The following is a 12991-nucleotide window of genomic DNA, read 5'->3' on the forward strand; positions in this document are numbered from 1 at the left end:
GTTTTTAACGCAGCGGCTTTTCCTTGCATAGAAGTAAGGGGGAGCCGTTTTGCTGCGCGTACAGGCGGTAAATTCAAGGCATAGGCGGAGGAGCGGTTATGGGTTAAAATAGAGTTAAGCCGGTGTGGAAGGAATTGCGATCAATGAAAGAGACAGAGCGTGCAGGCGCGCCATTATATGAAATGCTGGAACGTTACAAAGCGGAAGGAAAGAGCTCTTTTCATGTGCCGGGCCATAAGAATGGGCAGGCATATAAGATGGAAGGAAGCGCCGGCTTGTTGGATGAGGTCATGACGGCGGATATTACCGAGATTTCGGGGAGCGATGATCTGCATCATCCAGGCGGCGTCATTCTGGAAGCGCAGAAGCTTGCGGCGGATTGTTTCGGGGCCGAGGAAAGCTTCCTGCTCGTAGGCGGCAGTACGGCTGGGAACCTTGCGCTGATCCTGACGGTATGCGCCGAACCGGGCACCTTGCTCTTGGTGCAGCGTAACGTGCATAAATCGGTTATTCATGGGCTGATGCTGGCGGGAGCGCGTGCGGTGTTCCTTGAACCGCAGATGGATGACGTCAGCGGCCTGGCGGTCGCACCGTCCGTAGAAACGGTGCGCAAGGCACTGGCGGCCTGGCCGGAGGCCGCCGGCCTGCTCGTAACCATGCCGAACTACTACGGCATGGGAAGCGACCTCACGCCCCTCGCGTGGGCCTGTCACGACAGCGGCGTGCCGCTGCTGGTCGACGAGGCGCATGGGGCGCACTATGGGCAGCACCCGGAGCTGCCGCCGGGTGCCTTAAGCTGCGGCGCGGACGGCGTCGTGCAGTCCACGCACAAGATGCTTGCGGCGATGACCATGGGCGCCATGCTGCATGTCCAAGGGCCGCGGCTCGACCGCGCCCTGCTGCGGCAGCGGCTCGCCATGGTGCAGAGCTCCAGCCCATCATACCCCGTGATGGCTTCGCTCGATCTGGCGCGCCGGCTGCTCCACACGCGGCGCGCTGACGCCTTCACGGCGGGGTTGGCCGCCGTGGAAACGCTGCGGCGCGGCTTAGCGGAGCTGCCGCGCTTTAAGCGGCTGCGGCCGGAACTGCCGCAGCCCGAGGCCGGCGGAGGCGATGCGGAAGCCTCCGCCTCAGGGCTGGCGCCGCGAAGCACAAGCGGCGCCTACCGCTCACAGGACCCCTTCAAAGTCGTCATATATGACGACACCGGGGTCCTGAGCGGATTCGAGCTGCAGGCAGAGCTCGAGAAGAGAGACTGCGTGCCGGAAATGAGCGATGAACGGCATGTGGTGCTGCTGTTTAGCCTTGGCTCAAGGGTGGAAGATGCCGATCGGCTGCTTGCGGCGCTGCGGGAGATTGACAGGGAATTCCCTTCGGGGGCGATTTCCTCCGCTTCCGTCCATGTTTCCACGTGGAACAATTTTGCCAACAGCTTCATATCGGAACCGGTGCAGTTTTCTCTGAGACCCGTCCGGGAGGAAGAGACAGAACGTGTTAAGCTTGAGATGAGCGAAGGCAGAATCGCGGCGGAGATGGTTGTCCCTTATCCTCCGGGCATACCGCTGCTGTATCCAGGCGAAGTTATTACCGGGGAAATAAGCCTAAGGCTGCAGAGCTTGGCGGCTGCCGGCGCCAGGTTTCAGGCCGCGTCCGATCCGACTTTGCGGATGATACAAGTATATTCAAATCAAGAAGAGATCTAAAACAACTCCACAAAGTGAAGGTTTGGCTGACAAAAGTCTATTCAGGTACTTTACGTGGACCCCGAAGCACTATTGAATTTTGAATGAAAGAAAGGCGGAGAATCGTAATTGGGCCGGAAAGGATTTTTAATTACACTTGAAGGCGGAGAAGGATCGGGTAAAACGACGATTATGGGCAGGCTGGCTGCTTATTTGCAGAACCGCTCCCTCCCTTATCTGATTACCCGCGAGCCGGGCGGCATTGAGATCGCAGAGAAAATCCGCTCCATCATTCTGGACCCTGCTCATACGGCGATGGACGCGCGCACCGAAGCGCTGCTCTATGCAGCATCCAGAAGCCAGCATTTGGCCGAAAGAGTGGAGCCGGCGCTGAAGGAAGGACTTATCGTGCTGTGCGACCGCTTTGTGGACAGCAGCCTTGTATACCAGGGCTACGCCAGAGGATTAGGTATGGAAGAAGTACGGGCGATTAACCAGTTTGCCACCGGCGGCCGAATGCCGGATCTCACCTTCTATCTGGATATTGAGCCAGAGGTGGGCCTGGCAAGAATTTCGGCGAACGGAGAGCGGGAAATCAACCGGCTCGATATGGAGAGTCTGGCTTTTCATGAGAAAGTAAGAGAAGGATATCAGTTGATCGCAAAAGCTGACCCTGCACGAATTGTGACTTTGGATGCCAATCGGCCGCTGCATGTTGTAGAGCGTGAGCTTGTAAGTACACTTGAAGATAAGCTGTTAAAGGACTTCTAGGCTCTTTGTCTAATATAATGTATTACAGCAGCCGTTTTGCTGATTAACAATAACGCAAAGAGGAGATGGAAAGATGAAACTGATTGTTGCAATTATCCAAGACAAGGACAGCAACCGTCTGTCCAGCGAACTGGTCAAGGCCAATTTCCGCGCAACCAAGCTGGCAAGTACGGGCGGATTTTTGCGGGCGGGAAATACCACCTTTATGATCGGGGTGGAAGACAGTCAGGTTGAAGCCGTACTCGGCGTTATTCGCAACAGCTGCAAGGTTCGCGAACAATTGGTTACACCGGTAACCCCGATGAGCGGAACTACGGATTCCTATCTTCCGCTTCCTGTCGAGGTGCAAGTGGGCGGAGCGACCGTGTTTGTGCTTCCTGTCGACCGGTTCGAACATTATTAAAGAACAGAAGAAATGACCAGACCGTTTCGTAAGACGGGGCCGTTTCCTGTAATATTTTATGTCCATAGATTAAGAACTGTAAAGAAAGGCGGTGGGCGAACCATTGAAGATTAATCCGAACTTCAGGCCATTGAAGAATGAACTGCCTTTAAGCGACAATATGAACAAGCCGGTTCAGCAAAAAACGTTCTCCGATGTGTTTCAGCAGCATGGCGAACAGGCGAGCCGGGATGAAATCACCCGCCGAATTCAGGAGATCCAAGCTCAGGGTGAACGCCTCTCCAAATCCATGACGATACGCGAGCTGACGCTTTACCGGGTCATGGTCAAAAAATTCCTGGAAGAAACGGCGCGCCGGGGCGTAACGCTCAAAGAAACCAAGGGCTGGGACCGTAGAGGACGCGGTAAAAGATACAAGCTGCTTGAGGAAATCGATGCCGCTTTACTGACCCTTGCGGACGAACTGCTGGAGAGCGAGCAGGGGCGGATCGATCTGCTGAGTAAGGTTGGAGAAATCCGCGGGATGCTGATCAACCTTTCTTTTTGATGGCTATAGGAGGATATTATGCCTTTTGGTGATATATTGGGACAGACAACCGCCAAGCGTATACTGCAAAATTCGCTGCGAAATGATACGCTCGGTCATGCTTACTTGTTCAGCGGCCCCGCAGGCAGCGGTCAGATGAAGACGGCGCTTACGTTGGCCCAAGCGATTTTTTGCACGACCCTCAAGGATGACGCCTGCGGCGAGTGTCTGGAATGCCGCAAGGTGGAGCATGGCAACCATCCGGATCTCAAGATACTGTCGCCGGAAGGCAACAGCATCAAAATCGATCAGATCCGCGACCTGCAGCGGGTCTTTTCCTATCGGGCGGAGGGCGGCAATCCCAAGGTATACATTATAGACGAAGCGGGAAAAATGACCGTCCAAGCGGCCAACAGTTTGCTTAAATTTTTAGAAGAGCCTCCAGTACCTGCCGTAGCCGTTCTTATTGCCGATAACAACCAATCGCTGCTGCCAACTATTCAGTCGCGGACACAGCGCATCCCGTTTTCTCCGCTGCCGCCGGAGATGATGCTGCAGGAATTATCAAATGAGGGAGTCTCCGCTCCCCTTGCACGCTGCGCGGCATCTCTGACATCGGGACTAGAAGGATGTAGAGAGCTTTTAGCACAGAATTGGTTTGCAGAAATAAGAAATCTAGTGTTACAATTAGCGAAGGAGTCTCTGGGCAAGAATGGTTCGGCGGTGGCGACCGCGGGTCAGAAGCTGTTCAAGACCGGGCTCGGTGAGCATTTGGATACCTGTTTCAGTATGTTCCATCTATGGTTTAAAGACATGCTCTACTTCCTGTACCGAAAACATGAAAGCATCGTTTTTATAGATCAATTGGATTTTATTTCCAATCATGCTGGGACGCGTACTGCTTCTCAATGGGTAACCTATATGGATTATGCCGCTGAGAGCAAGAAGAAGCTGCGGTCCAATGTTAATGCCCAGCTATGTCTGGAGCAGTTTTTGATACGTCTGGAAAGCTGAAGAATGCCGTCTGTTTATGTTTTCTGCGAAGCAACCTTCAAGAAGCAAACTTTGGCCTGATTTGGCCTTATTTTTCTAACGGGAAACAAATGCCTATAAGCGATACAGTGTATCACTGCTGCGAAAGCATACGCTTTGCTAAAGTAGGAGCAGCCGTTTCTTCTTGCGCTAACGGTTAAGGAAGAACAAGCATGGAACATCATGGAGCGGACTTGCTGGGGGGTTCTTTCACCGGCAGACAAGGAGGTTAATTTTGTTATACAGCGTAGTCGGTGTCCGCTTCAAAAAGGCGGGTAAAATATATTATTTCGATCCTTTAGACTTTTCGATTGAATGTGAGCAGTGCGTGATCGTCGAGACGGCGCGGGGGGTTGAATATGGCAAGGTCGTTGTAGGCAAAAAAGAGGTTCAGGAAGCTGATGTTGTACTGCCGCTTAAGAAAGTCATGCGTATCGCCGGAGATGTAGACGCGCGCGTGGTAGAGGAGAATAAGCGGGCGGCAAAAGATGCTTTTTCAACCTGTTTAAATAAAATCCGCGATCATGGCCTCAAAATGAAGCTGGTGGACGTGGAATTTACGTTTGACCGCAACAAGATCATTTTCTACTTCACTGCGGAAGGCCGGGTTGATTTTCGGGAGTTGGTCAAGGATTTAGCCAGCATCTTCCGCACCCGTATCGAGCTTCGCCAAATCGGTGTCCGCGACGAAGCCAAGATGCTTGGCGGCCTCGGACCATGCGGAAGGGTGCTCTGCTGCTCTTCATGGCTTGGGGATTTCGATCCGGTGTCGATCAAGATGGCTAAGGATCAGAATCTATCGCTTAATCCGACCAAAATATCCGGGCTTTGCGGAAGATTGATGTGCTGTCTGAAATTTGAGCATGATAATTACGAAAGCGTTAAAGAAGAAATGCCTGCGGTAGGCAAGCTGGTAATCACTTCGCTGGGTGAAGGCAAGGTGGTCGGCATAAATGCGGGTAACCGCTCGGTGCATGTTCAGTTGTTTGAAATGGGCAAAGTAAAAGAACTTCCAATGGATGATGTTGTCGTCAAGTAGACCATTAAGGTTACTTTCGGGGTGGAAACTTGGAAAAGAAAAATATATTCGCACACATTCAGGAGATAGAAGCGCAAATGGAAACGATGCGCCTTAATCTTGGAGATTGGAAGCAGGCAGTTAAAGAATTAATGGAAGCGAACCAGCGACTGACACTGGAAAATGAGCAGCTGCGCAAGATTTTGAAGAAAAAAGCTCCGCCCGGTTCTTCTTCGGAGAAACGGAATCCCGGCAAGCTTCCCGTCCAGAACGAAAGCGGCCAAGATGAGATTGTCGGCGAGGGCTATGATAATCTGGCACGGCTGTATCATGAGGGCTTTCATATCTGCAATGTCAATTTTGGACATCTGCGTACGGAAGGTGACTGTCTGTTCTGTCTGTCTTTCCTTAATAAATGAGAATATTCAGCCGTAGGAGGACGCCACCTACGGTTTTTTTGAATACAAGGAGTTATATTCTTACGAGAAACGGATGCCTTCCATGAAGGAAGACGCCGCCGTTTCTTCTTAGAATTTTGGAATAGGGGACTAATTATGAGCAACCGTTTGAATGAGGTTCCGCTGCTTCCTTCGGAGCGCGTGGACGATCTGCTTACGCATAATCTGCATATTATTCAGAGTGATGAGGTATTCAGCTTTTCTATGGATGCCGTTTTGCTGGCCCGATTCGCCTCCATACCTCCCCGCGGTCGAATATTGGATTTATGTACAGGCAATGGAGTGATCCCGCTGCTGCTGACAACTCGTACGGCTGCAGTTATCGATGGAATCGAAATCCAGCCCCGTCTGGCCGATATGGCCCGCCGAAGCGTGGTGATGAATGCGCTTCAGGAGAAGATCACCATTCATGAAGGAGATTTGCGGATGCTGCATCTTACGGCAGGATATGGGGTATACGATGCGATTACAGTAAATCCGCCCTATATGCCGCTGAACGGCAGCGATCTCAAGCTGAACACTCATCAGGCAATGGCCCGCCATGAAATCGGCTGTACGCTGGAGGAGGTTATTCAGGCATGCGTCCGGCTTGTCCGCACCGGCGGGAAGGTCAGCATGGTTCACAGGCCGCAGCGGCTGGCCGATATCATCAGCTTGATGCGGCAGTACAAGCTGGAGCCGAAATCGATCCGCTTTGTGCATCCGCGTGCGCATCTGGAGGCGAACATGGTCTTGATAGAGGCCGCGCGGGACGGCAAGCCGGAAGTGCGGATACAGCCGCCGCTGATCGTATACAATGAAGATAATGAATATTGTCCGGAGATTCTGGACATCTATTACGGTTCAAAAGAGGTAAAGCCATGACGATTCAATGCCAAAGCAGCTTTCAAAATAAGGAAGCGGACAATCAGCAGAAGACAGGCACCTTATTTTTGGTGGCGACACCGATCGGCAACCTGGAGGATATGACGTTCCGGGCTGTCCGGACGTTGAAGGAATGCGATATTATCGCCGCTGAGGATACCCGGCAGACGCGCAAGCTGCTTAGCCATTTCGACATTTCTCCGGGCCAGCTGTACAGCTACCATGAGCATAATAAGGCTGCGAGCGGACCGGAATTAATTCGCTATATAATAGAAGGTAAAAATCTAGCGCTGGTTAGCGACGCCGGTCTGCCCGCCATTTCCGACCCGGGCGCCGATCTGGTAGCGCTCGCGGTGAGCGAAGGAATCCCGGTTGTGCCCGTACCCGGAGCTAACGCCGCATTGTCTGCACTGATCGCATCCGGCTTACCGACCACAACGTTTACCTTCATCGGTTTCCTCCCCCGTGAGCGTAAGGACATCCGCGCTGTGCTTACCCCGCTGCGCGCCGCCCAGGGTACGCTGCTCTTCTATGAGTCACCGCATCGGGTAGTGAAAACGTTGGCTCATTTGCAGGAGGCTTTCGGCAACCGGCGAATTGTTTTAGCCCGCGAGCTAACGAAACGTTACGAAGAATTCCTCCGCGGGACCATCCAGGAATGCACCGAGTGGCTGGCGGAACATCCGCCGCTGGGAGAATATGTGATCGTTGTCGAGGGAGAGAGTAAAGAAGAGGCGCAGGAAGCCGATTCCGCTTGGTGGCGAGCGCTCAGCATCGAGGAGCATGTGGCCCACTACGAGGCCGCCGGCTCCACCCGTAAGGATGCCATGAAAAAAGCCGCATCCGATCGTGGCATCGCCAAGCGCGATATTTATAACGCGCTGCTGGAGGAATAGTCGCACCAAGCACGGTGGAAAGCGTATCCCAAAGGGAGAGCGAGGACGCACACCGGAGCAGCAGTCTGCGCCAGTCGCATTAAGCGCCGAAGAGAAGCGAATCCCGAAGGGAGAGCCGGGGGAGAACGCTGAAGCAGCAGTCCGCGCCAAGTCGTACCAAGCACGGAGGAAAGCGAATCCCGAAGGGAGAGTCGGGGGAGAACGCTGAAGCAGCAGTCTGCGCCAAGTCGCACCAAGCACGGAGGAAGCAAATCCCAAAGGGAGAGCGTGGGAGAACACCGAAGCAGCAGTCCGCGCCAAGTCGCACCAAGCACGGAGGAAGCGAATCCCAAAGGGAGAGCGCGGGAGAACACCAAAGTAGCACCACGAGCCAGTCGCACCAAGCGCCGAAGTAAAGCGATTCCCGAAGGGAGAGCGACTGTCTCCGCCTTTCTTAAATTCGGAGCGCCGTCAGCACGCATGAAAGGCCCCGAGGCCGGTTCCGCCAGGAACCCTGCCGAGAAAGGGCCGCTCCACCCTCCCAAGCCGCTAGATCCCGCCAACGTTCCGCATCTATCCAACAATTGCGGGTGTCCAGAGGGCGCGGCCCTTGGGGTCCTCCCCTTTGGGGAGGATTTAGGAGGGGTCCCCCACATAAAAAAAGTTGCCCCCCGCATTCACGGGAGGCCAAGGAGATATAAAAAAGGTTAGAATTAACAATTTGATTAGTCCTATTATAACTTATTTATTTTAATTTGTCACAGGGGCAGGGATGGTTGAAATACATTCATTGCAAACAATTTTTCCTTTGAAGTAAGTAACGTTCTCAGCGTTGCCGCAGAAAATGCAGGCAGGCTCGTATTTTTTCAACATGATCCGTTCACCGTCGACATAAATCTCGAGAGCATCTTTCTCTCCAATACCCAGCGTGCGGCGCAGCTCGATCGGAATGACAACCCGTCCCAGTTCGTCTACTTTTCTTACAATGCCCGTTGATTTCATCATAACAATCGTTGCTCCTCTCAAATAATCAAAAAATGTCACGTTTCGACAATCTTCTCTGTTTTATGATACATATAATACCAACCATTCCCAAAACAGTCAACCTCTTTTTAGCGGGTGAATTATTTTTAAGCTGCAATTGGCTCTCAGGAAGGGTTGATCTTCAAACGGTTGGATAACTATTCATAATATATAATAAAAATGTCGAAATGGAAACCAAAAAATCTACTTTTTTCGACAAAATATGACGACATATCTTTTCCTCATATAAAAATATCAGAAAATTCGTTGTTAAGGACAAAGGAGTTGATTACATGCAGCAGCCGCTCACTGAAGAAAAAGTATTTAAAGACCCGGTTCACAATTATATTCACGTACAGGATTCGGTCATTTGGCGCTTGATTAATACACAGGAATTTCAGCGTCTGCGCCGCATCCGGCAGCTTGGGACGACCTACCTGACTTTCCATGGAGCCGAGCACAGCCGGTTCTCCCATTCGCTAGGGGTATATGAAATTACGCGGCGCATTATCTCCCAATTTGAACGCAGCGGTTATAAAGATTGGTTCCCTGAGGAAAGACTGGTTGCGCTGTGCGCGGCGCTTTTGCATGATCTGGGACACGGTCCGTTCTCCCATTCTATAGAAGAAGCTTTTCAAATGAATCATGAAGACTGGACCTGTCGCATTATATTGGAGAATACTGGAATTACTGAGATTTTGAAGGAAGTAGAGGAAGATTTTCCGCAAAAAGTGGCTTCGGTCATCCGCAAAAAGTATGAGCATGATATTGTTGTCAATTTGGTGTCGAGTCCGCTGGATGCCGACCGGATGGATTATCTGCTGCGCGACGCTTATTACACCGGGGTTAACTACGGCACGATCGACATCGACCGTATTTTGCGGGTGCTTCGTCCTTATCACGGGCGGGTAGTTGTGAAGGAATCGGGGATGCATGCGATTGAGGATTATTTAATGTCCCGGTACCAAATGTACTGGCAGGTCTATTTCCATCCGGTAACGCGCAGCTCGGAAATTATTTTGCGCCAAGTATTCCGGCGGGCCAAGCAGCTGTTTAAGGAGGGCTACTCCTTCCGGTTTATGGTTGAACCGCTGACTGATTTATTTCGCGGCGAGGTGAGTGTGCAGCAGTATTTGCAGCTGGATGAAGCACTCGTACAGGCAACGTTTATGCAGTGGACCTCGGAACAGGATGAACTGCTCAGCGACTTGTGCAGCCGCTTCATTCATCGTAAACTGTATAAATATGTAGAAATGGAAAGTCTCGATATGGAGACAATTGATGACATTCGCCGCAGTTTCGCCTCGGCTGGACTGAACCCGGAATACGACCTGGAAGTTGATTTTCCGACAGATTTGCCCTACGATGTATTTCGGCCGGAAGAGGGCTTTCACGGCAAGCAGATTCTCCTGCTCGATCGTCAGGAACGGCTGCGTGAAATCTCCGAGGTGTCGGACATCGTCCGCTCTATAAGCGGGATTCACCGCGGCCGTTACCATCTCTATTATCCGCAGGATAAGCTGGAAAAAGCGCTGCCAATGCTTCCTGAATCCATTAAGGAATTATTTGATTTACGCTAAGAAATGTAAGCCAAAAACCGCAAAAAGGGGGAAGCGGATATGCAGCTTTTCGACACTCATACCCATTTGGATGCATCACATTTCGACGGCGACCGTGAAGAGACGATTGCCCGCGCCCTAGAGGCGGGAGTCTCCAAAATGGTCAATGTCGGTTTTAACCGGGAAACGATTCCGTCCACAATGAAGCTCGCCGAATCCTATGATTTTATTTATGCGGCGGTAGGCTGGCATCCGACAGATGCCATTGACATGAAGGACGGAGATCTCGATTGGATTGCTTCGCTGTGCAGCCATGACAAAGTTGTCGCCATTGGAGAAATAGGGCTCGACTATTACTGGGATACTTCGCCCAAGGAGGTCCAGCATACAGTGTTCCGGCGTCAGATCGGCCTTGCAAGAGAGCTGAATATGCCGATTGTCATTCATAACCGGGATGCTCATGAGGATGTGGTCTGCATTCTCCGTGAAGAAAAGGCATCGGAAATCGGCGGGGTCATGCACTCCTTCTCGGGCAGCTGGGAGACAGCCAAAATGTGCCTGGATCTTGGCTTTCATCTTTCCTTTGGCGGACCGATTACGTTCAAGAACGCCCGGGTACCGAAAGAGGTGCTGGCGCAGGTTCCGCTGGACCGTCTGCTGATCGAAACGGACTCTCCTTACCTAACGCCACACCCTTACCGAGGCAAGCGAAATGAAAGTGCTCATGTCAGATTGGTGGCAGAAGCTGCAGCTGAAATTAAGGGCATGGAAGTGGAAAAATTGGCGGAAATTACGTATGCGAACGCACTGGAACTATTTGGCATTCGGTGAAAACGGGAGAAAACTAGCCAAAAAAGTGAGGATGAGCGAAGGATTAAAGTTTTTTAACGAAAAAACGGTTGTTTATTACAATAATTTAACCATTTTTTTGCGCAAATCTGGTTGATTGCTGCTTTACAACATGCATCGAAACAGGATATCATCTTTTCAGTGCAGTGAGCTGTTGTTACAGAGACAGACACTGATCATAAATCGTCTCGCTGAGTCTCCGTATGGAGAACGGGGGAACCAATATCGCCTTGCCGAATGCTTTTAGGCCGCACATTAGACACAACAAGTTGGCGTCGCAGGCTGTATTTGATTTCTTCACGTGGTCTTTGGGGTGAATTTGAAGGCAGCCGCCATGAGCGGTTGACCTAAGATAGGGCGTCTCTCTTTCGTCCAAACCCGACAGCTAACCCCGTAAGCGCAAGTAAGAGAGGAAACCTCGTGCGTTGGCCGTTTATTCGGACATTTCCGGAAGCCACGAAAGAGTCCTCTAATCAAGACTCTTTTTTAGGCTTCTTTTTGTTTGGAATAAACGAGTTCTGCCTGTGAACTGTTATATAACAGGCGGATGCATGCCATGCCGGGCAGGCGATTTATGAGCAGGATGCGAACCACTTGAATTGTATCGCGTTCTGTTACAATCTCTATTAGCTTCGCCGGGTACATTATTGCGATTTATAATTCAGGCGGACTATGTAAGGAGGATGTAGAAGATGGGCGTATTCCAACCAGAAGTATCCCATGATTCGCAATCATCCAGCAGGTCTAATGCATTTAGGTTATGGTGGGAGCAAGTGAATATACGCGCATGGTCTTTGCGCGCGTGGTCACTGGCGGGCGTGATCGGGATAGCAATCGCGCTGCTTATTACGTTGTATATCCGCTCTCAAAGCAGCAAACAAATCATTTTGGAGATAGACGGGAAAGTTCACGCTCTGGAGACGCGTGAAGCGCTTCTGGGAGAAGCCCTGGCCAAACAACCGATCCCGCTCAAACCGTATGACAAAATTTCGGCGGGCCTTAGCGATCGAATCGAAGACGGCGACAGGATCGTCATTGACCGGGCACAGGAATTAATTCTGACTGAAGGCGGAAAGACAAAGACGCTGTATACGACCGAAGATACAATCGGTCAGGCCATTAGCAGCCTGGGCATCTCCCTGGGTACCCACGATAAGGTATTTCCTTCGCTAGACACCGCAATTAACGCCAGAACGGAAGTCAAGGTTATCCGCATCAACAAGCAGGTTGTGAAGCGGACGAAAAGCTTGCCTTTCCGAGTGATTAAGACGGCGGACCCCTCCCTCATCACAGGGAAAGTACGAGTAGCGCAAGCCGGCAAGCCGGGTGCTATAATCCAGCATATTGAGAAAACCTATCAGGACGGTAAGTTGGTCTCAATGCGCATGGTCGGCAAAGAAGTGCAGACGGTGACCAAGGATAAGGTTATCGCCGTAGGCACGAAAGCCGTTCCCAAACCCGTCGCCGCGAAAATTTCTTCCTCCAGCAAAGCAGGCGTAAACTTCGAATACAAAAAAATGATCAAGAACGTTTCGATGACCGCATACTCTTCAGAAGAACCGGGAATCGGCACTAGAACAGCTTCCGGTACACGCGTAACAGAAGGCCGGACCATCGCAGTGGATCCTCGTGTGATTCCAATCGGCTGGTGGGTATATATCGAGGGACTGGGATTCCGCCGCGCTGAGGATACCGGAGGGGCTATCAAAGGCAATAAGATTGACGTCTATTATGATTCATTGAGCCATGCCCGCAGTTTCGGCCGCAAGTCGCGCGCCGTTTACGTCATCGGTCCGGTTAAACCGGAGCTGGATTAATAACGTATTTATTTTGCAAATTCAGCGGCAATACGCTATATTGATGAAAGCTCATCACTTATATAATTTCAGCAAAAAGAAGGGGAGCGAATCCTCTTCTTTTTGCTTTATTTT

Annotated in this window: 13 protein-coding genes and 1 riboswitch; of the genes, 12 read left to right on the forward strand and 1 reads right to left on the reverse strand. The window is 51.4% G+C overall.

Annotated features, from left to right (window positions below; genetic code table 11):
- The first annotated feature begins 143 nt into the window (after positions 1-143).
- The 9 genes from PDUR_RS00080 (at position 144) to rsmI (ending at position 7650) form a co-directional block, all read left to right on the forward strand.
- A complete protein-coding gene (locus PDUR_RS00080; protein ID WP_042204548.1) occupies positions 144-1703 on the forward strand; it encodes an aminotransferase class I/II-fold pyridoxal phosphate-dependent enzyme in 1560 nt (519 codons plus the stop codon).
- Positions 1704-1811: 108 nt separating this feature from the next.
- Positions 1812-2453, forward strand: coding sequence for a dTMP kinase (gene tmk / locus PDUR_RS00085; RefSeq protein ID WP_042204549.1), 642 nt, complete (start codon positions 1812-1814; stop codon positions 2451-2453).
- 73 nt (positions 2454-2526) lie between these two features.
- Positions 2527-2856 carry a cyclic di-AMP receptor DarA gene (locus tag PDUR_RS00090; RefSeq protein WP_025691745.1) on the forward strand — a complete coding sequence of 110 codons (330 nt, stop codon included), beginning with the start codon at positions 2527-2529 and terminating at the stop codon, positions 2854-2856.
- A gap of 103 nt (positions 2857-2959) precedes the next feature.
- Positions 2960-3403 (forward strand): YaaR family protein, encoded by a 444-nt coding sequence (locus PDUR_RS00095; protein ID WP_042204550.1) that lies wholly within the window; start codon positions 2960-2962, stop codon positions 3401-3403.
- 18 nt (positions 3404-3421) lie between these two features.
- Positions 3422-4396, forward strand: a complete 975-nt coding sequence (holB, locus tag PDUR_RS00100) for a DNA polymerase III subunit delta' (protein WP_042204551.1) — start codon at positions 3422-3424, stop codon at positions 4394-4396.
- A gap of 253 nt (positions 4397-4649) precedes the next feature.
- A complete protein-coding gene (locus tag PDUR_RS00105) occupies positions 4650-5453 on the forward strand; it encodes a PSP1 domain-containing protein (protein WP_042204552.1) in 804 nt (267 codons plus the stop codon).
- Positions 5454-5482: 29 nt separating this feature from the next.
- Positions 5483-5851, forward strand: coding sequence for a DNA replication initiation control protein YabA (yabA, locus tag PDUR_RS00110; RefSeq protein WP_042204553.1), 369 nt, complete (start codon positions 5483-5485; stop codon positions 5849-5851).
- Positions 5852-5986: 135 nt separating this feature from the next.
- The gene (locus PDUR_RS00115; RefSeq protein ID WP_042204554.1) at positions 5987-6754 is read left to right on the forward strand and encodes a tRNA1(Val) (adenine(37)-N6)-methyltransferase; all 768 of its coding nucleotides are present in this window, start codon (positions 5987-5989) and stop codon (positions 6752-6754) included.
- A complete protein-coding gene (gene rsmI, locus PDUR_RS00120) occupies positions 6751-7650 on the forward strand; it encodes a 16S rRNA (cytidine(1402)-2'-O)-methyltransferase (protein ID WP_042204555.1) in 900 nt (299 codons plus the stop codon). The genes PDUR_RS00115 and rsmI overlap by 4 nt, the downstream gene beginning before the upstream one ends.
- 729 nt (positions 7651-8379) lie before the next feature.
- Here the strand turns inward: rsmI and PDUR_RS00125 are convergent.
- The gene (locus PDUR_RS00125) at positions 8380-8634 is read right to left on the reverse strand and encodes an AbrB/MazE/SpoVT family DNA-binding domain-containing protein (protein ID WP_025693331.1); all 255 of its coding nucleotides are present in this window, start codon (positions 8632-8634) and stop codon (positions 8380-8382) included.
- A gap of 311 nt (positions 8635-8945) precedes the next feature.
- Here PDUR_RS00125 and PDUR_RS00130 point away from each other — a divergent pair, with 311 nt between their 5' ends.
- The 3 genes from PDUR_RS00130 (at position 8946) to PDUR_RS00140 (ending at position 12877) form a co-directional block, all read left to right on the forward strand.
- The gene (locus PDUR_RS00130; RefSeq protein ID WP_042204556.1) at positions 8946-10232 is read left to right on the forward strand and encodes an HD domain-containing protein; all 1287 of its coding nucleotides are present in this window, start codon (positions 8946-8948) and stop codon (positions 10230-10232) included.
- 39 nt (positions 10233-10271) lie between these two features.
- Entirely contained in the window at positions 10272-11042 is a 771-nt protein-coding gene (locus PDUR_RS00135; RefSeq protein ID WP_042204557.1) for a TatD family hydrolase, read from the forward strand.
- A 197-nt stretch (positions 11043-11239) separates the two neighbouring features.
- Positions 11240-11475: riboswitch (cyclic di-AMP (ydaO/yuaA leader) on the forward strand.
- Positions 11476-11752: 277 nt separating this feature from the next.
- The gene (locus tag PDUR_RS00140) at positions 11753-12877 is read left to right on the forward strand and encodes a resuscitation-promoting factor (RefSeq protein WP_042204558.1); all 1125 of its coding nucleotides are present in this window, start codon (positions 11753-11755) and stop codon (positions 12875-12877) included.
- The last annotated feature ends 114 nt before the right edge of the window (positions 12878-12991 follow it).

The sequence above is a fragment of the Paenibacillus durus genome, from assembly GCF_000756615.1.
GTDB lineage: Bacteria > Bacillota > Bacilli > Paenibacillales > Paenibacillaceae > Paenibacillus_AQ > Paenibacillus_AQ durus.

What these genes read in the sequence shown, in the direction of transcription:
- PDUR_RS00115 (WP_042204554.1), top strand. Translation starts at nt 5,987, where the DNA reads ATGAGCAACCGTTTGAATGAGGTTCCGCTGCTTCCTTCGGAGCGCGTG.
- PDUR_RS00090 (WP_025691745.1), top strand. Translation starts at nt 2,527, where the DNA reads ATGAAACTGATTGTTGCAATTATCCAAGACAAGGACAGCAACCGTCTG.
- PDUR_RS00125 (WP_025693331.1), bottom strand. Translation starts at nt 8,634, where the DNA reads ATGATGAAATCAACGGGCATTGTAAGAAAAGTAGACGAACTGGGACGG.
- PDUR_RS00135 (WP_042204557.1), top strand. Translation starts at nt 10,272, where the DNA reads ATGCAGCTTTTCGACACTCATACCCATTTGGATGCATCACATTTCGAC.
- PDUR_RS00130 (WP_042204556.1), top strand. Translation starts at nt 8,946, where the DNA reads ATGCAGCAGCCGCTCACTGAAGAAAAAGTATTTAAAGACCCGGTTCAC.
- rsmI (WP_042204555.1), top strand. Translation starts at nt 6,751, where the DNA reads ATGACGATTCAATGCCAAAGCAGCTTTCAAAATAAGGAAGCGGACAAT.
- PDUR_RS00140 (WP_042204558.1), top strand. Translation starts at nt 11,753, where the DNA reads ATGGGCGTATTCCAACCAGAAGTATCCCATGATTCGCAATCATCCAGC.
- holB (WP_042204551.1), top strand. Translation starts at nt 3,422, where the DNA reads ATGCCTTTTGGTGATATATTGGGACAGACAACCGCCAAGCGTATACTG.
- PDUR_RS00080 (WP_042204548.1), top strand. Translation starts at nt 144, where the DNA reads ATGAAAGAGACAGAGCGTGCAGGCGCGCCATTATATGAAATGCTGGAA.